Annotated in this window: 21 protein-coding genes; 8 read left to right on the top strand and 13 right to left on the bottom strand. The window is 31.9% G+C overall.

The annotated features are described in order from the left end of the window. Positions 1 to 20: 20 nt before the first annotated feature. Positions 21 to 887 (bottom strand): fatty acid kinase binding subunit FakB1, encoded by an 867-nt coding sequence (gene fakB1, locus AA076_RS03725; RefSeq protein WP_000686342.1) that lies wholly within the window; start codon positions 885 to 887, stop codon positions 21 to 23. A gap of 143 nt (positions 888 to 1030) precedes the next feature. Between fakB1 and AA076_RS03720 the strand changes: the two genes are divergently transcribed. Then, complete coding sequence (locus AA076_RS03720) at positions 1031 to 1672, top strand: YigZ family protein (protein ID WP_000192947.1); 642 nt, start codon at positions 1031 to 1033, stop codon at positions 1670 to 1672. A gap of 169 nt (positions 1673 to 1841) precedes the next feature. Here the strand turns inward: AA076_RS03720 and AA076_RS03715 are convergent, their stop codons facing one another. Continuing rightward, positions 1842 to 2897 carry a glycosyltransferase family 4 protein gene (locus tag AA076_RS03715; protein ID WP_000258151.1) on the bottom strand — a complete coding sequence of 352 codons (1056 nt, stop codon included), beginning with the start codon at positions 2895 to 2897 and terminating at the stop codon, positions 1842 to 1844. A gap of 317 nt (positions 2898 to 3214) precedes the next feature. Here AA076_RS03715 and gdpS point away from each other — a divergent pair, with 317 nt between their 5' ends. The 4 genes from gdpS (at position 3215) to pepT (ending at position 6994) form a co-directional block, all read left to right on the top strand. Beyond that, complete coding sequence (gdpS, locus tag AA076_RS03710) at positions 3215 to 4285, top strand: GGDEF domain-containing protein GdpS (RefSeq protein WP_000460983.1); 1071 nt, start codon at positions 3215 to 3217, stop codon at positions 4283 to 4285. A 195-nt stretch (positions 4286 to 4480) separates the two neighbouring features. Next, positions 4481 to 5242: a threonine/serine exporter family protein gene (locus AA076_RS03705; RefSeq protein ID WP_001113406.1), complete on the top strand. Its 762-nt coding sequence runs from the start codon at positions 4481 to 4483 to the stop codon at positions 5240 to 5242. 17 nt (positions 5243 to 5259) lie between these two features. Beyond that, on the top strand, positions 5260 to 5754 hold the full coding sequence (locus AA076_RS03700; RefSeq protein WP_000899890.1) for a threonine/serine exporter family protein: 495 nt from the start codon (positions 5260 to 5262) through the stop codon (positions 5752 to 5754). Positions 5755 to 5767: 13 nt separating this feature from the next. After that, positions 5768 to 6994: a peptidase T gene (gene pepT, locus AA076_RS03695; RefSeq protein WP_000795826.1), complete on the top strand. Its 1227-nt coding sequence runs from the start codon at positions 5768 to 5770 to the stop codon at positions 6992 to 6994. A gap of 188 nt (positions 6995 to 7182) precedes the next feature. Here pepT and AA076_RS03690 read toward each other — a convergent pair whose 3' ends face one another. The 3 genes from AA076_RS03690 to AA076_RS03680 all read right to left on the bottom strand — a co-directional run bounded on the left by AA076_RS03690 (position 7183) and on the right by AA076_RS03680 (position 10084). Beyond that, on the bottom strand, positions 7183 to 8307 hold the full coding sequence (locus tag AA076_RS03690) for a glycerate kinase (protein WP_000866742.1): 1125 nt from the start codon (positions 8305 to 8307) through the stop codon (positions 7183 to 7185). A 424-nt stretch (positions 8308 to 8731) separates the two neighbouring features. Further along, positions 8732 to 9052 carry a bacillithiol system redox-active protein YtxJ gene (gene ytxJ / locus AA076_RS03685; RefSeq protein ID WP_000985617.1) on the bottom strand — a complete coding sequence of 107 codons (321 nt, stop codon included), beginning with the start codon at positions 9050 to 9052 and terminating at the stop codon, positions 8732 to 8734. A 153-nt stretch (positions 9053 to 9205) separates the two neighbouring features. Continuing rightward, entirely contained in the window at positions 9206 to 10084 is an 879-nt protein-coding gene (locus AA076_RS03680) for an EMYY motif lipoprotein (protein ID WP_000724887.1), read from the bottom strand. Positions 10085 to 10203: 119 nt separating this feature from the next. Between AA076_RS03680 and AA076_RS03675 the strand changes: the two genes are divergently transcribed. The 3 genes from AA076_RS03675 to AA076_RS03665 all read left to right on the top strand — a co-directional run bounded on the left by AA076_RS03675 (position 10204) and on the right by AA076_RS03665 (position 12104). Next, positions 10204 to 10722 (top strand): GrpB family protein, encoded by a 519-nt coding sequence (locus tag AA076_RS03675; RefSeq protein ID WP_000287207.1) that lies wholly within the window; start codon positions 10204 to 10206, stop codon positions 10720 to 10722. 126 nt (positions 10723 to 10848) lie between these two features. Beyond that, positions 10849 to 11772: a UDP-N-acetylmuramate dehydrogenase gene (murB, locus tag AA076_RS03670; protein ID WP_000608440.1), complete on the top strand. Its 924-nt coding sequence runs from the start codon at positions 10849 to 10851 to the stop codon at positions 11770 to 11772. Positions 11773 to 11789: 17 nt separating this feature from the next. Beyond that, positions 11790 to 12104, top strand: a complete 315-nt coding sequence (locus AA076_RS03665; protein ID WP_001127269.1) for a CHY zinc finger protein — start codon at positions 11790 to 11792, stop codon at positions 12102 to 12104. A 316-nt stretch (positions 12105 to 12420) separates the two neighbouring features. On the opposite strand, the gene AA076_RS03660 is transcribed toward AA076_RS03665, so the two are convergent. From AA076_RS03660 to nrdI, 8 genes are all read right to left on the bottom strand, one after another. Beyond that, on the bottom strand, positions 12421 to 13449 hold the full coding sequence (locus tag AA076_RS03660) for a ferrated catecholamine ABC transporter substrate-binding lipoprotein SstD (RefSeq protein ID WP_000754443.1): 1029 nt from the start codon (positions 13447 to 13449) through the stop codon (positions 12421 to 12423). Between the two features lie 118 nt (positions 13450 to 13567). Next, complete coding sequence (locus AA076_RS03655; protein ID WP_000616842.1) at positions 13568 to 14329, bottom strand: iron ABC transporter ATP-binding protein; 762 nt, start codon at positions 14327 to 14329, stop codon at positions 13568 to 13570. Next, on the bottom strand, positions 14326 to 15282 hold the full coding sequence (locus AA076_RS03650; protein ID WP_001245578.1) for an iron chelate uptake ABC transporter family permease subunit: 957 nt from the start codon (positions 15280 to 15282) through the stop codon (positions 14326 to 14328). The genes AA076_RS03655 and AA076_RS03650 overlap by 4 nt, the downstream gene beginning before the upstream one ends. Next, on the bottom strand, positions 15269 to 16240 hold the full coding sequence (locus tag AA076_RS03645) for an ABC transporter permease (RefSeq protein ID WP_000876318.1): 972 nt from the start codon (positions 16238 to 16240) through the stop codon (positions 15269 to 15271). Before AA076_RS03645 ends, AA076_RS03650 begins: the two co-directional genes overlap by 14 nt. 38 nt (positions 16241 to 16278) lie before the next feature. Next, the gene (locus tag AA076_RS14565; RefSeq protein WP_000499195.1) at positions 16279 to 16434 is read right to left on the bottom strand and encodes a hypothetical protein; all 156 of its coding nucleotides are present in this window, start codon (positions 16432 to 16434) and stop codon (positions 16279 to 16281) included. A 513-nt stretch (positions 16435 to 16947) separates the two neighbouring features. Then, positions 16948 to 17919 (bottom strand): class 1b ribonucleoside-diphosphate reductase subunit beta, encoded by a 972-nt coding sequence (gene nrdF, locus AA076_RS03630; protein ID WP_000562498.1) that lies wholly within the window; start codon positions 17917 to 17919, stop codon positions 16948 to 16950. A 117-nt stretch (positions 17920 to 18036) separates the two neighbouring features. Then, positions 18037 to 20142, bottom strand: a complete 2106-nt coding sequence (nrdE, locus tag AA076_RS03625; protein WP_000855505.1) for a class 1b ribonucleoside-diphosphate reductase subunit alpha — start codon at positions 20140 to 20142, stop codon at positions 18037 to 18039. Further along, positions 20105 to 20503 (bottom strand): class Ib ribonucleoside-diphosphate reductase assembly flavoprotein NrdI, encoded by a 399-nt coding sequence (gene nrdI / locus AA076_RS03620; protein ID WP_000692521.1) that lies wholly within the window; start codon positions 20501 to 20503, stop codon positions 20105 to 20107. Before nrdI ends, nrdE begins: the two co-directional genes overlap by 38 nt. Positions 20504 to 20668: the final 165 nt, after the last annotated feature.

Below are 20668 nucleotides of genomic sequence, written 5' to 3'. Positions count from 1 at the left end.
CTTTTATTAAAATTTTATAATTATGTTAATCTTATTTTTCTGCCAACATAGCCTAAACCTAATCCACCAGAACCTAAATGTGCTGCAACAACTGGACCAAACTCAGAGTATGCTACTTGATAAGCTGAAGGACAATCATCTTGTAACTTTTTGTATAACGCTTGACCATCTTCGAAATGATCTCCATTTATGACAAATAAAGTTACTTCTTCAAAGTCTTTTACAATATCTAATACTTTCTTTTCTAATGTTTGAATGGCACGCTTTTTAGTACGAACTTTTTCTTCTGGTATAATCTTGCCATCTTCAAACTTAAGAACTGGCTTCATTTTCAATAATGTTCCAACCCATGCTTGAGCACCAGTAATTCGACCACTTTTTTGTAAATTCTTTAAGTCATCAACAATTAAATATGCACCTGTGTGTTCACGCATATTAGTTAAATCATCAATAATTTGCTGTGGCTCGTATCCTTCTTCAACCATTTCAATAGCACGTAATACATAACATCCTTCAATCATTGCTGCAAGCTTACTATCAAATGCATGTACATTAACACCTTCAACCATTTCCCCTGCTTGATAACTAGATTGATAACTTCCACTAATCCCACTTGATAAGCAAATGACAATGATATCTGTGTAACCTTGATCTCTTAACATTTCATATTTAGTAATCCATTCGCCAATTGCTGGTTGGCTTGTTGTTGGAATCGTTTGAGACGATGCCATTTTATTATAAAATTCTTCAATTGCTATTTCATTACTTTCTGTAAAGTTCTTCCCATCATCAAAAGTCACACTTAATGGCGCTATTTGAATATTATATTTATCGATTAAGTCCTGCGACAGATAACTTGTAGAATCGGTCATCACAGCAATTTTCATAGTCGTCCTCCTAAAATATACTCATAGCAATGATACAATATTTCAGTTAAAAAGAAAATGGCAATCAAACGATTTATAGTCATGTCATTTTCAGTGTATAATGAAGATTAAATAATCTTAAGCTTATGAATTAAGGAGTTATTATGACACAAAATATCATTACTGTTAAAAAAGAACACATTATTGAAAATGTGATTAGTAAATCAAGATTCATTGCTCATATCAAACCTGTTCAAAATGAAGATGAAGCTAAAGCATTTATTGCTGCAATAAAAAAAGAACATAAAGATGCCACTCATAATTGTTCTGCATATACTATTGGACCTGAAATGAATATTCAAAAAGCGAATGATGATGGTGAACCGACAGGAACTGCCGGTGTCCCAATGTTAGACATATTAAAAAAGCTCGATGTTCATAATGCGTGTGTCGTAGTAACAAGATATTTTGGTGGTATTAAATTAGGTGGTGGCGGTTTAATTCGCGCCTATAGCGGTGCTGTTAGAGACGTCATTTATGATATCGGGCGTGTCGAACTACGAGAAGCAGTACCATGTATAGTAACACTGAATTATGATCAAACTGGTAAATTTGAATATGAATTAGCTTCAACTCATTTTATGTTAAGAAACCAAACTTACACTGATAAGGTAAGCTACTATATCGATGTCGTTAAAAGTGACTATGAAGCGTTTATTAACTTTTTAAATCAAATGACTGCAGGAAATTTCGATTTGACTGAAGAAACTCCAAAGCAGTTACCTTTCGATATACCAACTGAATAAAAATAAAAAGCACTATCATAAGACGGTAAATATCAATTGCGTATTATTAAACGACAATTGAAGTACACGTTTATGGCAGTGCTTTTTATATTTGAAATTTAATACAAAAAAATTGTAAAGAGTAAAGCCATATAATACAAATTATCCCATACAGCTATGCTTTCATTCCCTATTCCTCTTTATGAGATGACTTACGACTAATTAAATTTAATATTGGTCGGTAGTTGTTATCTATTAATCCTGTAAATTCAACAATTAATTCAATACTAAATATGATTAATACAAACATTAATACAACACCTAATGGTGGCGATACATACAAAATAATGCTCGAAAGACTAAATAAAATAGAGATTGAATAGATTAATAATACTGTTTGTCTATGTGTGTAGCCTAAAGCTAATAGTTTATGATGCAAATGCGATTTATCAGCTTGCATTATATGCTGCCCTTTTTTCACACGTCGAATCATTGCGAACAAAGTATCAATGAATGGAACTGCTAAGATAACAATTGGGAAGAACAATGCAATAATTGTAATATTTTTGAATCCGAGTAAAGAAAGGAATCCGATGATAAATCCAATCATTAAAGCCCCACTATCACCTAAAAATATTTTGGCAGGATGGAAATTGTAAAATAAAAACCCAATTAAAGAGCCTAATAAAACACAACAAATCATCGTTATGAAAATATTAGCTTGTAAAATTGCAATGAACCCTATTGTAATGAGTCCGATTGCAGAAACACCCGACGCCAAACCATCGAGTCCATCAATTAAGTTAATTGCATTTGTAATAGCAACAATCCAAATCACAGTAATTGGAATACTAAGAAATCCAAAATGAATCGTTGTACCCATTGGCAACGAAATAAAATCAATAGTCACACCATAAAAAGCAACTACTAAGGCAGCGGCAATTTGACCAGCCAATTTTATATACGGTTTCAAATCGTAGATATCATCTACAAGCCCAAGTACGTACATAATAATCGCACCAATAATAAGTGGTTTGATTTCTGTTTCAATAGGATGACCAATCCAAATACCTATTAAAAATGAAAAGAGAATCACTGTACCACCCATAACTGAAATAGGTTTAGTGTGTACTTTTCTAAAATTTGGTTTATCAACTAAATTTAATCTTTTCGATATTGCAATAACAATTGGTGTTATCGTCAAACTGACAATCATTGTTACTGCAACTAGTAATAATGTAACCATTTATTCACCTTCATCGATATTAATTGTTTTTAACGTTATATTTATTTAATATTGTCTTTATAGAATGATATATCTATTTTCTACGTATATCTTATAGCTTTATTATAAATTAATTCGTTCAATCAATGATATCATATTTACAACTATACGATTCATTTCTTATATATCGCCTATTATTCATTTTTTCATCATATCATTTAAGGCAACATTTTAACATCAAAGTCTATATCATACATTAATTTTATATGTAAACTAATGACAAATTGTAAGTTTTCACTTACAATAGCTAGTGGTCAATTAAAGGAGTCGATTCAGACATGTTCGAAGCATTTATATACAATATATCTGTTATAGTCGCTGGAATCTATTTATTCCATCGCTTACAGTATTCAGAAAACAAACGTATGGTTTTTTCTAAGGCTTATGTCACTGTTTTAATGACAATCGTATCATTATTATTATCTGTCTACCCTATCCCTTATCGTGAAGATTATTTAATTCACTTAACATTCGTTCCTTTATTGTTTTTAGGTAGATTTACAAATATGGTCTATACATTATCTGCCACAGTAATTGTAGCAATTGTTGAAATTGTAGTATTTAACAACTCGATTATGTACGGTGTTACGTTGATTGTTATTGCTGCAGTAACAAGTGCTATTGGACCATTTTTAAAACAAAATGATGTGCTATCATTATTAATACTTAATGTTGTTACAATAATCATTTTATTTGGTGTCGCGTTAGTGAGTCCTATTTACACACTATCGGAAGTTATCATTTTAATACCAATTTCATTAATTATCACTTTAGCTTCAGCGATAACATTTGTCGATATTTGGCATTTCTTCTCACTCGTAAATCGTTATGAAAACGAAGATAAATATGATTACTTAACAGGCTTAGGTAATGTAAAAGAATTTGATAGACATTTAAATGAAATTTCACGAAAAGCTGAAAAAGAACATCAAAGTATCGCATTATTATTAATCGATATCGATGGATTTAAAGATGTCAATGATACCTACTCACACAAATCAGGTGATGCTGTATTAAAACAAATGTCTCAATTACTTAAAAACTATGTGCCGAATCAATTTAAAATTTTTAGAAATGGTGGCGAAGAGTTCTCAGTTGTCATTCACAATTATTCACTTGATCAAAGTGTTAAATTAGCTGAAAATATTCGTTCGGGTGTTGAAAAATCATCATTCCATTTACCAAACAAAGAAGTTATTAAATTGTCAGTGTCTATCGGTGTTGGTTATTTAACAGATGACGATCCAAAATCACAGCGTAAAGTGTTTAAAGATGCAGACGATATGGTGCATGTAGCCAAAAATCAAGGGCGAAACAAAGTAATGTTTAACCCTATTATCAATTTATAACAACGACAAAACTGTTAATCCTTTGCTATTATTAAATCATAGTATAATAGCAAAGATTAACAGTTTTTCTTATTTAAATTTGAACCATACAAGTTCATCATACTAACACAAAGTCTCACTATTGAAAGTTGTAACAACAAGTTGTAAACTTCAATTGTTCAAATAAATAACACATATCATTGGAGGTGAATTGATATGCCAGATTCAATCACAATTATAGATGAAAACAAAGTGATTGATGTTGTATTAATTGCAGGTAGAATTTTACTTGAATCAGGTGCTGAAACATATCGAGTTGAAGATACAATGAACCGTATCGCACATAGTTATGGTCTTCATAATACATATAGTTTTGTCAGTTCAACTGCAATTATTTTTTCATTAAACGATCGAACAAGTACAAGATTAATTCGTGTACAAGAGCGTACAACAGATTTAGAGAAAATCGCTTTAACGAATAGTCTTTCACGTAAAATATCAAATAAAGAACTCACAATTGATGAAGCTAAATCTGAATTTATTCATTTACAGCATGCATCATTACAATATTCTTTTTTAACGAATTTCTTTGCAGCTGCCATTGCATGTGGCTTCTTCCTATTTATGTTTGGTGGTGTCGCATCAGATTGTTGGATTGCAGTCATTGCTGGCGGATCCGCATTTTTAACATTCAGCTTTGTGCAACGCTATATACAAATTAAATTTTTCTCAGAGTTTGTTGCAGCCGCTGTGGTCATATCCATTGCAGCCACATTTACTAAATTAGGCATTGCAACCAATCAAGATATCATTACTATAGCCAGTGTCATGCCACTTGTCCCTGGTATATTAATTACCAATGCCATTCGAGATTTATTAGCGGGTGAATTACTTGCAGGTATGTCTCGCGGTGTTGAAGCTGCATTAACAGCATTCGCAATCGGTGCTGGTGTCGCAATCGTTTTATTAATCATTTAAGGAAGGACTGTTAAAGCATGCTATTTTATTTATTTCATTTTACAATCAGCTTTATATCAACAGTACTTTTCTCTATCATTTTCAATGCACCCAAACGCCTCTTAGTAGCATGTGGATTTGTGGGTGCCATTGCATGGACGATTTACCAATTAACGGTAGATTTAGAGTTTGGAAAAGTTGGCGCTTCATTTTTGGGAAGCTTAATTTTAGGCTTAATGAGTCATACTATGAGTCGCAGATATAAACGACCGGTAATTATATTCATAGTGCCAGGCATTATACCATTAGTACCTGGTGGTGCAGCTTATCAAGCGACTCGTTTTTTAGTATCAAATGATTATACAAGTGCTGTAAATACATTTTTAGAAGTTACACTGATTTCAGGTGCGATTGCTTTCGGTATATTAGTTTCTGAAATTCTATATTACCTATACACACGTATCAAACAACTGTATGGTAAAATCAAAGGTAAGACATATAAAAAATCTTACAACATGAATAATAGAGTTTAAGGGGTCGAATATAATGAAGAACCAATTGATAGATAGATTAACAAGATATACGACAATTGATACGCAATCTGATCCAAAATCTACAACAACACCTTCAACTGAAAAGCAATGGGATTTGTTACATTTATTAGAAAAAGAATTACAACAATTAGGATTGCCAACTGATTTAGATGAAAATGGCTACTTATTTGCTACATTAGAAAGTAACATCGATGTCGACGTCCCAACAGTTGGATTTTTGGCGCATGTTGATACATCACCTGATTTCAATGCTTCAAATGTTAAACCGCAAATTATTGAAAACTATGATGGTAAGCCATACAAACTAGGCAATACTAAACGTGTCTTAGATCCTAAAGTATTTCCAGAACTTAACAGTTTAGTTGGTCATACATTAATGGTAACTGATGGTACATCGTTACTAGGTGCAGACGATAAAGCGGGTATTGTGGAAATTATGGAAGCTATTTGTTATTTACAAGAACATCCAGAAATTAAACATGGTACCATTCGCATTGGATTTACACCAGACGAAGAAATCGGTCGTGGTCCACATAAATTTGATGTTGACCGCTTCAATGCTGATTTTGCTTATACTATGGATGGTAGTCAATATGGAGAATTACAATATGAAAGCTTTAACGCTGCTGAAGCGGTTATTACATGCCACGGTGTAAATGTTCATCCTGGTTCAGCTAAAAATGCAATGGTAAACGCAATACGTTTAGGTGAACAATTCGATAGTTTGCTACCTGATAGTGAAGTTCCGGAGCGAACAGAAGGATACGAAGGCTTTTATCACTTAATGAACTTTGAAGGAACTGTTGAAAAAGCAACTTTGCAATACATTATTCGTGATCATGATAAAAAACAATTCGAATTGCGTAAGAAACGTATTTTAGAAATACGTGACGATATCAATGCCCATTTTGAAAATTATCCAGTTAAAGTTGATATATCGGATCAATATTTCAATATGGCAGAAAAAATATTACCATTGCCTCATATTATTGATATACCTAAACGTGTCTTTGCCAAATTAGATATTCCAGCAAACACTGAACCTATTCGCGGTGGTACAGATGGTTCACAATTGTCATTTATGGGGTTACCAACTCCAAACATCTTTACAGGTTGCGGTAACTTCCACGGCCCATATGAATATGCATCCATTGATGTTATGGAAAAAGCAGTACAAGTAATCATTGGAATTGTAGAAGATATCGCTGAAAATCACTAAAAACCAACGATTATATACTAGTTCAACTCAGGCTTAATTAATATATAAAAATCACGCTAACATTCAGTGCAATGATAGCGTGATTTTTCATATTTTTTACGTATACTTTCGATCTTCTAATTCGTTTTGCTAACCATCATAAATGTTATTAACCATCATGACAGCATCACCAATTTAGTCCTTCTTTACTAAACCTCAACATTAAAATGTGTTTTCAACAGTTTTAAAGACTGAACCGTATAATGCCTAATTTGTAACCCCATTTTAAAGTCAGTATAAGTTTCTGGCATATCGATAAATGTATTAAACATTGCTGTAACCCCTTGTGATTCAAATAAATCAAACTTTTCAGCAGTTGCACAAATTGCAATGGCAACCTTTTGATGTTTATGACAAAGTTCTGCAATACGCAATGTTGTCGTTTCTAGCAACTGATCATTTTCATTTAATCCTTCTCCAAAAATAATTAAATCCGCTTGTTCAACTAAATTTTCTAAATGTGTTAGTTGGTCTACTAATGCATGACTGGTTAATATTTCAGCTTGATACAGTCCATTCAAGACTGCTGCAATTCCACCACCAGCACCACCACGTTCAACTGGACCAATTGCAATTTTCAATTCACTTTTAAATAACTCACTAAAATACCAAATTAAATTATCGATTTCTGCTGCTTGATTATGATTCAACTGATGCGCATCATAAGTTTGCATGATTTCACTTTGCTTACCATATAATCGACTTGAAAAATCCGACATTACTTGAATTCTTGCTGTTTCCATTTTAGGGTGTAAGTTCGACATATCCATACGACGAATATATTTAATTACACCAGCACCTTGTCTCATATCTACGACACGCCCTTCGTCATCATAGAATTGAGCACCTAATGCTTGTAACATACCTGCACCAGCATCAAAACTATCAATCCCACCTAGTGAAATTACAACATGTTTTGCGTCGTTATCTAATGCATGTTTAATCATTTCTCCTAAACCATAACTTGTTCGTTCAACAATTGGTTTTTTACCTTTTAAAAATAAATTCCCCTCGATAACGGTCATCCCTGTATCAGTTTGTCCGTAAACACCTTCAACTTCATTCATATCTGCATCATGTACTGGTATACGATACTTTTGCCCAGATTGCCATAAAAATACAGAATCTAATAATTCATGTCTTCCATTAAACAATGGTACTTGAACTACATCTGCAGTTTCAATTTGGCTTGCAACTGCCTCTTCAACATATCTATTAGCTTGATAACTTGAAATAATTCCATGAAACTCATCCATGGCTACTAATACTTTCATAACCTTGACCACCTTACTTTATTATTTGTTGTGATACGTTTTTTATTCATAAAAGATTAATCTTAAATTTTAGATTTTATCTCGTGATTATATGCGAACATTTAACATGACATGATTATTAATTATTCCAGTAAATAACAATATGCTTCTTTTGGTTTAGCATATATTTCCTATTAAACTAACTTACAAATCATGTTTAAATTTTCTTATTGGATTCGTCGTTTTCCAAAATATTTTCAATAAAAATACTCGAATATATTATACATATGTTTGTAAAAAAGTACTAACTTAACTGCTTCTAAAGGTGACATAAAATAAAAGGTCAGAACATCATTATAGCCAAACTACTCTGATTCACACGAATTTAAGTTGTGCTATTCACGTCTAGTAGTGTAAGGCAAAATGTTCCAACCCTATAGTTTCATTATTCTTCTGCTTGTGCTAATGACGACACATTGATATCACCGTGGTCTCGATTCCAAACCATTTCACCATTTACAAAATAAAATGCTTGAGGTGATTCATGTTTAACGTTCGTTTTTTTAGCAATATAATCTGACAAATCGCGTTCTTGTTGGACAATCAAATAATAACCGTCCATATCGCGTTCATATAAAAATTTATTAAATTGATCGTACGCATTTGCCGATATTGGACAAGTTTCACTATGTTTTAATACAAAAACATATTTATTTTCCTCAATAACCTGTTCAAATTGGTCAATTGAACTTAGCTTTATAGCCACTCTATTCACCTCTAAAAATATTTATCACATTTAAATAGCATCTGCGTGACATTTTTATACATATAGTTAATATCAATGTTTACCATTATACACATAGTAAGTTGACATGTTAACCATAAATTCAAAATTTTTAACTTTGAAAAATGATTATAGTTATTTTTCTTCTAATTTTTCAAGCTTTTTTTCAAAGGCTTTATCGCCGTGAGTTATATCTATACCCTTTTTCGGCAACTTATCTACATCGACTTTTGATAACTTCTCACTAACCTTTATTGTTTCAATACGTGTATTATAATAGTTCTGCAGACTGTAATACATTTCTATTGCGTTTTTCCTTGCATTATTAACATGCTTATCACTAATATTAGTTTGGTTAATATCGGTAATTTGCTTTTCAATCATTGGCATAATGTGATTTTTAATCGCGCCTTTTACTTCATTTTCTTTACTATCATCTAGGTTCTTCTTCGCAGTATCTCTTAACGCTTTATTATTATGTTCTAATTTTGTCGTAAGATTAGTTGCTTCACTTTTATTATCAGCTAATTTAATTTCTGATTCAACTTTGTATCTATTTTTTTCAAATTGTTTCGTATAATCTAAAATGTCTTCGTTATACTTGATAGATTGATTACATAAACCTATGAATTTTTTTAATTGATATATCGCATCCTTCTTCTCATTTGCAAGCGTCATATATTCTTTTTTTAATTTCTTAACTTTCATTGTATCATCAGGCAAATTTTTTGCTGACTTATAATATGCTTCAAATTTAGGTATGAGATGGTTTTTAACATCTTCTTGTAGTGCCTTAAATTCTTTACTATTTTTATCAGTTGTATCAGTTTTACTTAGATGATCAATTTCTTTCAAATGTATATTATCCATGACATGTTGTAATTCTTTTTGTTTTTGCTCAACATCTTTAAATTGCTTAGTAAATTGATGTTGTGCCTCTTTTTCTTTATTACCACAAGCACTTATTACTACAAATAAAATCGCTAAAACAGCGATAATAACAATTTTTTTCATGATTGCACTCCTTAACAGATTCATTATACAAAAACATGTTTATTATGAAAATGAATTATGTTATAGTATTCCAGACTTTATCGTGATTAAATTAATTTTCAATATCAAAGGAGTTTATCATGTATTCAAATGTTCAACCATTCATTAATAGTGATTTAACTAATTGTTTTCAATCACAATACACTGAAATTGAATCATTATTATTCAACCTCTTAGACAGCCCAGTAAAATATACAAAACATATTGGCGGTACGCATCATTTTAAATATTCAACAGAGCCAATTTTAGATATTTTAGTAGGTGTAGAAAATTTGCATGATATTACATCCTTAGATGAAAAACGCTTAAATTATGTAGGGTTTTATCGTTTGCATCATAAATATACTAAGAAAGTTATGATGGCGAAGTTTAACAATTTTCATGAACTAAAACAACAGGTGCGTCTACATATCATTCAAATGAATACCCAAACATTTGAATCTTATCTTGCACTTGATTACCTCTTATCAACTAATGATGATATTGCTTTGCAATTCAATACAAAAAAACACCAAATATTGCAACATAGCTTAACAATTAGACAATATGAGATGCAAAAGCAACAATACTTTGAAAAACTATGTAAAAAATACTTATAACGACAATAATGCCGTATTTTATAATTATACTAATTCTAATACTTTCTTTTCAATTTTCGCAAATGAATTTTAAAATTGGTATAATACTATATGATATTAAAGACATGAGAAAGGATGTACTGAGAAGTGATAAATAAAGACATCTATCAAGCTTTACAACAACTTATCCCAAATGAAAAAATTAAAGTTGATGAACCTTTAAAACGATACACTTATACTAAAACAGGTGGTAATGCCGACTTTTACATTACCCCTACTAAAAATGAAGAAGTACAAGCAGTTGTTAAATATGCCTATCAAAATGAGATTCCTGTTACATATTTAGGAAATGGCTCAAATATTATTATCCGTGAAGGTGGTATTCGCGGTATTGTAATTAGTTTATTATCACTAGATCATATCGAAGTATCTGATGATGCGATAATAGCCGGTAGCGGCGCTGCAATTATTGATGTCTCACGTGTTGCTCGTGATTACGCACTTACTGGCCTTGAATTTGCATGTGGTATTCCAGGTTCAATTGGTGGTGCAGTGTATATGAATGCTGGCGCTTATGGTGGCGAAGTTAAAGATTGTATAGACTATGCGCTTTGCGTAAACGAACAAGGCTCGTTAATTAAACTTACAACAAAAGAATTAGAGTTAGATTATCGTAATAGCATTATTCAAAAAGAACACTTAGTTGTATTAGAAGCTGCATTTACTTTAGCTCCTGGTAAAATGACTGAAATACAAGCTAAAATGGATGATTTAACAGAACGTAGAGAATCTAAACAACCTTTAGAGTATCCTTCATGTGGTAGTGTATTCCAAAGACCGCCTGGTCATTTTGCAGGTAAATTGATACAAGATTCTAATTTGCAAGGTCACCGTATTGGCGGCGTTGAAGTTTCAACCAAACACGCTGGTTTTATGGTAAATGTAGACAATGGAACTGCTACAGATTATGAAAACCTTATTCATTATGTACAAAAGACCGTCAAAGAAAAATTTGGCATTGAATTAAATCGTGAAGTTCGCATTATTGGTGAACATCCAAAGGAATCGTAAGTTAAGGAGCTTTGTCTATGCCTAAAGTTTATGGTTCATTAATCGATACTGAAACACGCTGTCGCCATTATTTTACCGAAGAAGATATTATTGCTATTAAATTTAAATGTTGTAATAAATACTATCCATGCTATAAGTGCCATAATGAGTTTGAAAAGCACGCCATTAAGCGTTGGTCTGAGCCTTCATTTAACGAAAAAGCAATCTTATGCGGTGTATGCAAACACGAATTAACAATCAATGAATATATGATGGTAGAGCGTTGTCCAAATTGCCAATCTCGGTTTAACAATCGCTGTAAATATCACTATCATATTTATTTTGAAATTTAAACAACATAGTCAAAACATTATAGGGAGTGGGTCAGACATGATAAAGCACCACTTCTGTAGAATTCCTTTTTGAAATTCTCTATGTTTGGGCCCCGCCAACTTGCATTGTCAGTAGAAATTGAAAATCAAATTTCTCTATGTTTGGAGCCCACTAGTATTGAAATGAACTTGTTACAAGTACATGTTCATTCAACCAACGACTGACAACAGAACATTTTAGAGTCTAGGACATTGATTGACGTCCCAGATTTCCTTTTTTAAAGAAAAGAGGGGAGCAATGATTAAGACCTTTAACCATTGTTCCCCTCTTTTAAAATTATTTTACAACTTTATCAAGTTCCTCAATTTGTTTAATTGTAGTTGTAGTTGATCCAGCTGCAAAGTACCATAATTTAGGATCTAAATTATATACTTTGTCTTCTTTAATTGCTTTAACATTTTTTAATACAGGATTATTTAATGCTTGTTTCGCAGTTGATTTACCACTTATCGCTTGACCTCTATCCATCGCTAAAATAACATCTGGATTTTCTTTATTAACATATTCGTTAGAAACATTTTGTCCATGATTGCTATTACTTACTTTTTTATCAACTGCATTGAATCCTAATGTATCGTAAACTAATCCACCAAAACGACCTTTAGGTCCAAATGTTGATAATTCACCTTCGTTAACTAGTAAATACATAACAGTTTTATTGAAGTTTTTCGTTTTATCTTTCATTGAAGCAATTTTGTTATCTAAATCTTTATTTAATTCTTTAGCTTTATCTTCTTTATCGTAAATTTTTCCGATATTTTCAGTGTTTTGTTTCATTGAACCAATTAAGTTCTTTTCATCTGCACCAACATAAACAATTTTCGCTTTAGGTGCAGCTTTTTTGAATTCATCTAAATTCTTTTGATTAGCTGTACGTCCAGAGATAAAGATTACTTCGGGTTTCGTCGCAGCAATTTTATCAAAATTCACTTCTTTTAAATTACCAACGTTTGTATATTTATCATCTTTAAATGATTCTAAGAAATTCGGTAATGACTTACCGCCTTCCCCTTTAGGTAATGCTTTTACTTTATCTGATAAGCCCATTTCTTTCATTACATCTAATGCGCCATAGTCTAACACAACTGCATTTTTAGGATTTTTTGGTACTTCAACAGTTTCTTTAACTTTTTTAGCGTCACTACCATCTTTTTTCTCGCCACGCATTTTATAGTTATTTTCAATTTTTACTGTATCTTTAGAACCTTTAGTTTCTGATTTTGATTGTTCTTTATCAGAATTGTTACCGCATGCCGCTAATAAAAACATTACTGCTAATACTAAATATAAGACTGTTTTCTTCATAATATAATATTCTCCTCTTTTGGCTTAATCTGTGTGCTTGATGTGAAATATAAATAAATGCTTTACGTTTAACCCTTCTTTAATTGGCGCATCACCCCTTTAAAGTGTCTCCAAATTATCAATCCTTAAAATATAAACAAATCCTTTGATTTCTTATATGTTCAATTTGAATATTCATGTCATATAAATCACTTAAAACACTACTTTGAATGACATTATCTTTCAAATCTGACTTAACTAGTTGTCCGTTTTTCAATGCTACAATCTGATCTGAATAACAGGACGCAAAGTTAATATCATGTAACACAATGACAATCGCTTTATTCATTTTATGCGCTAACATTTTTAACGTTTGCATAATTTGAACAGCATGCTTCATATCTAAATTATTTAATGGTTCATCTAGCAAAATATATTCAGTATCTTGTGCTATTGTCATTGCAATGTATGCACGCTGACGTTGTCCACCAGATAATGACTTAATATTACGATTTCTGATATCTTGTAGTTGCAACAAATCTAGCGCATCATTGACAATATCATGATCCTCTTTCGTCAAACGACCTTTAGAATAAGGGAATCGTCCAAAGTTTACCAACTGCTCTACCGTAATATTCATTTCAGTATGGTTTGTTTGTTTTAATATAGATATTTTTTTCGACAAGTCATTATTTTTATAATCAGACATGAGCTGTCCATCTATTTTCACTTCACCGTTCTCAAAACGAATTAACCTACATATCGCTGAAAGTAAAGTACTCTTACCCGCACCATTAGGTCCAATTAAAGAAGTCAATTTACCTTTTTCGATATCTATGCTAATATCTTCCAATATCATTTGATTATTTATAGTTTTAGTTAAATTTTCAACTTGAATCATTGCGCATTTCTCCTTCTAACTAATAGATAAATGAAATAACTTCCACCAATCAAATCAATAAGTATACTCATTTCTGTCGTAGCTTCAAACACACTTTCAACTACCCATTGCGCACTAAATAAACTAATCCAACTCAAGCAAATTGTCGCAATTAAAATATACTTATGTTCATACGTCTTCATTAGTTCATGCGCTAGATTTACAGTTAATAAACCTAAAAATGTAATTGGTCCTACTAATGCAGTTGACACAGAAACTAAAACTGAGACTATTACAAGTAGAATTCGCGTTAATTTTTCATACGATATCCCAAGATTAATTGCTTCAGCACGACCTAAAAGCAATACATCTAAATAAGGCAATAGTAAAATTGTAATGACTAATAAGATTACTAATAGCACTGCTGAGAAAGTAACTAAATTCGAATTAGAAGCATTAAAATTAGCAAACATACTACTTTGTATTGCTAAAAATGACTCAGGATCCATAATCAGTTGAATAAAACCTGTTATGCTTCTAAAAAATGTTCCTAAAAGGACACCAATAAGTAAGATAAAATAAATTGAAAAATGTCCGATTTTAAAGATACCTTGGAATAGGATTAGTGCGAATAACACCATCGTTATAAGTGTTAATATAAAGTTCAAATATACATTAGTAACCCATACCGATTGAATTCCAAATAAAAAGACTGGCAATACTTTGATAAATAAATAAACTGCATCTAACCCCATTATTGATGGTGTCAATAGACGGTTATTTGTAATCGCTTGAAAAATCACCACTGAAGTTGCAATGGCAGCACCTACTAAAATAATTAATATGAACTTTCTTAAACGACTTGAAAATTGATATTCAAATATTTCAAAATCAATACCTACAAATAAGTACAGCATACTAATTAATAACGTTACTGCAATTAAAAGCATTATTTTTTTATTATTGTTGCGCATAATTTTTCCTACCTTTCATAAGCAAGATAAGGAAAATGATTGTTCCAAATACACCTATTGTTAAACCAATATTTATTTCATATGGATAAACAACAATTCTGCCAACTATATCAGAAAATAATACAAAGATGGCACCTAACATCATCGTATGAGGGATAGCATTTTTCAAATGATCACCTCGATAAATTGAAATAATATTTGGTATTACTAGTCCTAAGAACGGTAATGTTCCAACAGTCACCACTACCAATGCTGTAATAGTTGCAGTAATAAACAATGCGATGTTAATTAATTTTTCGTAACTCAAACCTAAATTATTAGTAAAGTCTTTACCCATTCCTACAATCGTGAAATGATTAGCAAAAAGATATGTCAATGCTAAAAGAGGAATACTTAAATATAAAATTTCATAGCGTCCACTTGTGATAATGGCAAAGTTCCCGTTAAGCCAGTTACCAATGCTTTGAACAGCATTCGTGCGCAATGAGATGAAGGTTGTGAAACTTGCAACAATCCCACCCATCATAATTCCTAAAAGCGGTACAAAAATGACATCTTTCACTTTTATAAAATCAATGATTTTAACAAATAAAAACGTACCGCAAATACTGCAAATAACAGCAAATACTAGTTTTAATAAAATATGACCGGTTGGAAAGAACAATAAAGCAATTAAAATACCTAGTTTAGCCCATTCCATCGTTCCAGCTGTAGTCGGACTAACAAACTTATTTTGCATCATTTGTTGCATTATCAAGCCTGCTAAAGCCAACGAACTTCCAGCAATTAAAATACTCATCGTCCTTGGTATTCGGCTTGAGAATAAAATATTCCGCTGTGACTCAGTTAAATGTAGTAAATCTTTAATTGATAGTTCACTCACACCTATGAACAACGAAATAATTGTCAACAATATTAGTAATAGAAGCAAAATATTTCCCTTTAATAAATACTTCATTACAAATTTTTCTCCCTTTAAATTAATGATAATCATTATCATTGATAATATTTCTCATTAATAGTAGCGTTTTTTGACCATAATTTCAATAGCCTTTCAAATAATTTAGTGTCAATTTTATTGATATTTGCAATTAAACTGAAATTTAATTTTTCGGAATGTGTATTTTGTTTACTTAAAGTAAAATAGAACACTTAAGATTTTGATGTCTGGGAATAGTGGAAATGATAAAAACTACTAATGATTGATTAAGTAGTGGTTCTTAACATTAGCCTCAGCTAATGTGTACTTAAAAATAGGAATACATGAGTAAAACTCATGTGGAAGTGATAATTTCTAAAGGAAAAAGTTTTTCTTTATGTTGGGGCCCCGCCCGAACTTGCACAATATTGTTAGCTGACTTTCCGCCTGCTTTTATGTTGGGGCCCCGCCAACTTGCACATTATTGTTAGCTGACTTTCCGCCTGCTTCTATGTTGGGGCCCCGCCAACTTGCACAATATTGTTAGCTGACTTTCCGCCTGCTTCTGTGTTGGGGCCCCGCCAACTACTGCCAATATAAATAGCATTGTACATCTTAGAGCATTGATTTCTTACTCAGACTCATAATGAGTTAGATACACATAAAAAAAGACCTTCAACATGTAGGAGACAAGACGAAACGAATCGCTATTTCCCTTTACATGTGAAGGTCTTTTAATTTAATTGTTATTTGTTGTCAAATACAAAGTCATCATCTTGTAATGCTTCTACGTTTAATGCTAATACATAACCATCACCTTTTACTGAGAAGAAGTCATGGTTTTTAGTTGTTGTATCTAAGGCATTCTCAATGATTGGGTTAAATTCACGTTCCTCAAAATAAGGTTCAAAGCCTAAGTTTGAAAGTGCTTTGTTTCCATTATATTTAACATAGTTTAGCACATCTTCAGTGATTCCAAGATCATCGTATAACATTTTTGTGTATGACTCTTCATTTAAATACAAGTCATTTAGCAATTTATACATTTCTTGATCTGCTTTTTGTTTCTCACTTTCAGATAGTTCATTTCGTAAATGCTGTGCATCTAAACCGGTAAATACACCATGAATAGATTCATCTAAAAGAATTTTACGAATGATTTCACCTGATGTCGTCATTTTCCCTTGACCAGCAAGATATAGTGGATAATAGAAACCTGAGAAGAATAAGAATGTTTCTAAAAATACACTCGTAACTCTGGCCATATATTGGTCGTATATCGAAGCTTCTTTACCCCAAAGTTTGTGATAATTAGCAACAATTTTATCAGATTTATATTTTAAATGGGGTTCCTCTAAAACCCATTCATCTAATAGGTAGTTTGTTTCACTAGATGGTAATAGTGTTGTGAAAATATGTGAATAGCTTTTCGCGTGTATTTGCTCCATCATCGCCATAAATGAATAAACTGCTTTTTTCCTTAAGTCAGTCGTATGTAGCATAACTAAAGGCATGCCATCATCTGCTTGATGTGTATCTAAGCCTGTTAAACCAGCTAATGCTTTTTTAAATGTGTCTTGTTCAGCTTCAGATAAAGTCTTCCAACTTGCAATGTCTTTTGATACTTTAAATTCTGTTTCAACCCACATTTGAGATATATTTTGTCTCCAAAACATATTCGTCATATCTTCTTGTGTGTTCCAATTAACAGCTATCATGAATATAATTTCCTCCTGTAATGTTACTCAATAATTGACAAATACAGACATAGCAGTCTAATCATCTGCTAATTCAGACCAGATGATTAGCTGTTTGTCATTTTCAACATTTAATTGTTAGATAGAACAACTTGTACATTCTTCTACACTTAATAATTTATTTCTAGTATAGTAAAGTGATTTTAATCCTTTATAGTGCGCATATACATATAATCTTGCTAACTCACGTGTAGAAATTTCAGAATTAACATAAAGGATCGTTGAGATACCTTGGTCAATATGCGTTTGAATTGTCGCAATTAAATCGATTAATTTCATCTGATCAGTATTGAATGCTGATTTGTAGTACCACATTGTTTGTGGTGATAAGAATGGCATAGGGTAAAATGTTTCCGCATTACCATAAGTACGACGTTCAATTTGGTCAACGATTGGCATTACAGAACTTGTTGCATTTTGAACATAAGAAATACTTTGTGTTGGAGCAATTGCTAATCTATATGCATGATATAAACCATATTGTTCAACATCTTGTTGTAGTTTCTTCCAATCCTCAGAAGTAGGAATAGCCATACCATCGAATAATTCACGTACTTTTTCGAATTGAGGTTCAAATTCTTGAGTTGTATAGAACTCGAAATATTTGCCATTAGCATAATCAGACTTTTCAAAGTCTTGATATTTGATACCACGCTCTTTAGCGATTTCCATTGAACGTTCGATTGAGTAGAAATTCATCATCATAAAGAAGATATTTGCAAAATCTTTTGCTTCTTCTGACTCATAACCAATTTTATTTTTTGCTAGGTAACCGTGTAAATTCATCACACCAAGACCAACTGAATGTAATTCACTGTTAGCTTTTCTAACTCCTGGTGCATTTTGAATATTTGCTACATCACTCACAACAGTTAATGCGTCCATACCAGAGTGAACTGAATCTCTGAATTTTCCGCTTTCCATTACATTAACAATATTTAATGAGCCCAAGTTACAAGAAATATCACGTTTAATTTCGTCTTCAATACCATAGTCATTAATAATTGAAGTTTCTTGTAGTTGGAAAATTTCCGTACATAAGTTACTCATTTTAATTTGTCCAATGTTTGAATTCGGATGCACTCTGTTAGCATTATCTTTAAACATTAAATATGGATAACCTGATTGTAATTGTGTTTGCGCAATTAAATTCAACATTTCACGCGCATTCTTTTTCTTTTTCTCAACATTTGGGTTTGCAACCATGTCATCATAATATTTTTCTAAATCGATATCGTCTAATGTCACACCATATTCTTCTTTAACTGTATGAGGTGCAAACATATAAAAGTCCTTACCTTCTTTAGCTAAATCGAAGAATTTAGATGGAACAATTAAACCAGTTGATATTGTAGATAAACGTAAATCTTCATCCGCATTTACTTTTTTAGTATCTAAAAATTCTTCTACATCATAATGGAAGATATTTAAGTACACAGCACCAGCACCAGGGCGTTGACCAAGTTGATCTGCATAGCTAAAGCCACCTTCAAGTGACTTAGCAATAGGTAAAACGCCTTTCGCTACGCCTTTAATTCCTTTAATTGCTTCACCACGTGCACGCAATTTAGATAAGTTAATTGCAACGCCGCCCCCAATTTTACTTAATTGTTTTGCAGTTGAATCAATAAAGTTAATTGAATTTAAGCTGTCATCCACTTCTAATAAGAAACATGACACTAGCTCACCACGACGCGCACGGCCTGCGTTTAAAAATGTTGGTGTCGCTGGTTGATATCTTTGTTCAACCATAGCAGAAATAAATTGTTTAGCTTGTGCTTTATTACCATTTGCTAGGTATAAAGCAACAATGGCAACGTGTTGATTATAGTCTTCTAAGTATTGACTTTTATCATTTGTTTTCAAAGCGTAATCTTTGAAAAATTTACTAGCTGACATATAACTTGCAAAATTAAACGGGATTGATTTTGCATAATCAGTGATTTCAATTAGATCCGCTTCACTATAAATATCAAACACATTGAAATAAAAATCGTTGTCTACTAAATAACGTAAACGCTCGATTTCAGTGTCGAAGAAGATTGTTTTGTCTTTTACTTCTTCTAAATAAGCTACTAAAGCTTCTTGGTCTTTTTCTAAACTAAAGAATCCATCTTCTCTTCGTTTAGTGACCTCATTATTTAATTCAATATGATTGTACTTTTTCTCTTCCATGGTTTTCATTAAAATTACCCACCTTGTTCTTAAATTCAATAACGTCTTTGTTTTTTCCATGTAACTCAAACTTCATTAATAAAGGGACATTATACTCTTCTGATATCGTGCGACCCGCTTTTGCGAAATTTAGTCCCCAATTTCGATTACCGCTAGCTGCCACACCTCTGATGTATTGATGATTAACTTCTAAAAAAGATTGAACGGGTTCTGGTACTTCTCCAAATCCAATAGTGCCAGTAACGATAATAAACGGTTCATGAACTGGTTCCATACAATTTTCTGCTGTAATCTCAAGCGTATTTTCAAGTTCTGTTCTCTTAATAAAACGACGGACATTTCCAGTAAATGAAAAATATATTATTTTCATTGGATCACCTTCTTTCTTCAACCCTTTTAAATAAAGTAGTCATTCCAATTAAAAAATGCTTTAACAACATGGTTACTATGGTTATCTCAGCATTGTATTAACTATAATGAAGCTACTTATTTTCTCAAATGTAAACCAATTGCATAGATTTATATTTGAGAAAAT

Origin of the sequence: Staphylococcus aureus, assembly GCF_001027105.1 — a bacterium.
Classification (GTDB): Bacteria; Bacillota; Bacilli; order Staphylococcales; family Staphylococcaceae; genus Staphylococcus; species Staphylococcus aureus.
Note: the sequence above shows the minus strand (reverse complement) of the source record. Positions and strands in the feature narration are given on the sequence as shown.

What these genes read in the sequence shown, in the direction of transcription:
- AA076_RS03655 (WP_000616842.1), bottom strand. Translation starts at nt 14,329, where the DNA reads ATGATTCAAGTTGAAAATTTAACTAAAACTATAAATAATCAAATGATA.
- nrdE (WP_000855505.1), bottom strand. Translation starts at nt 20,142, where the DNA reads ATGAAAACCATGGAAGAGAAAAAGTACAATCATATTGAATTAAATAAT.
- AA076_RS03645 (WP_000876318.1), bottom strand. Translation starts at nt 16,240, where the DNA reads ATGAAGTATTTATTAAAGGGAAATATTTTGCTTCTATTACTAATATTG.
- nrdI (WP_000692521.1), bottom strand. Translation starts at nt 20,503, where the DNA reads ATGAAAATAATATATTTTTCATTTACTGGAAATGTCCGTCGTTTTATT.
- AA076_RS03705 (WP_001113406.1), top strand. Translation starts at nt 4,481, where the DNA reads ATGCCAGATTCAATCACAATTATAGATGAAAACAAAGTGATTGATGTT.
- AA076_RS03650 (WP_001245578.1), bottom strand. Translation starts at nt 15,282, where the DNA reads ATGCGCAACAATAATAAAAAAATAATGCTTTTAATTGCAGTAACGTTA.
- pepT (WP_000795826.1), top strand. Translation starts at nt 5,768, where the DNA reads ATGAAGAACCAATTGATAGATAGATTAACAAGATATACGACAATTGAT.
- fakB1 (WP_000686342.1), bottom strand. Translation starts at nt 887, where the DNA reads ATGAAAATTGCTGTGATGACCGATTCTACAAGTTATCTGTCGCAGGAC.
- AA076_RS03675 (WP_000287207.1), top strand. Translation starts at nt 10,204, where the DNA reads ATGTATTCAAATGTTCAACCATTCATTAATAGTGATTTAACTAATTGT.
- AA076_RS03715 (WP_000258151.1), bottom strand. Translation starts at nt 2,897, where the DNA reads ATGGTTACATTATTACTAGTTGCAGTAACAATGATTGTCAGTTTGACG.
- AA076_RS03680 (WP_000724887.1), bottom strand. Translation starts at nt 10,084, where the DNA reads ATGAAAAAAATTGTTATTATCGCTGTTTTAGCGATTTTATTTGTAGTA.
- AA076_RS03700 (WP_000899890.1), top strand. Translation starts at nt 5,260, where the DNA reads ATGCTATTTTATTTATTTCATTTTACAATCAGCTTTATATCAACAGTA.
- AA076_RS03665 (WP_001127269.1), top strand. Translation starts at nt 11,790, where the DNA reads ATGCCTAAAGTTTATGGTTCATTAATCGATACTGAAACACGCTGTCGC.
- AA076_RS03660 (WP_000754443.1), bottom strand. Translation starts at nt 13,449, where the DNA reads ATGAAGAAAACAGTCTTATATTTAGTATTAGCAGTAATGTTTTTATTA.
- AA076_RS03720 (WP_000192947.1), top strand. Translation starts at nt 1,031, where the DNA reads ATGACACAAAATATCATTACTGTTAAAAAAGAACACATTATTGAAAAT.
- gdpS (WP_000460983.1), top strand. Translation starts at nt 3,215, where the DNA reads ATGTTCGAAGCATTTATATACAATATATCTGTTATAGTCGCTGGAATC.
- AA076_RS03690 (WP_000866742.1), bottom strand. Translation starts at nt 8,307, where the DNA reads ATGAAAGTATTAGTAGCCATGGATGAGTTTCATGGAATTATTTCAAGT.
- nrdF (WP_000562498.1), bottom strand. Translation starts at nt 17,919, where the DNA reads ATGATAGCTGTTAATTGGAACACACAAGAAGATATGACGAATATGTTT.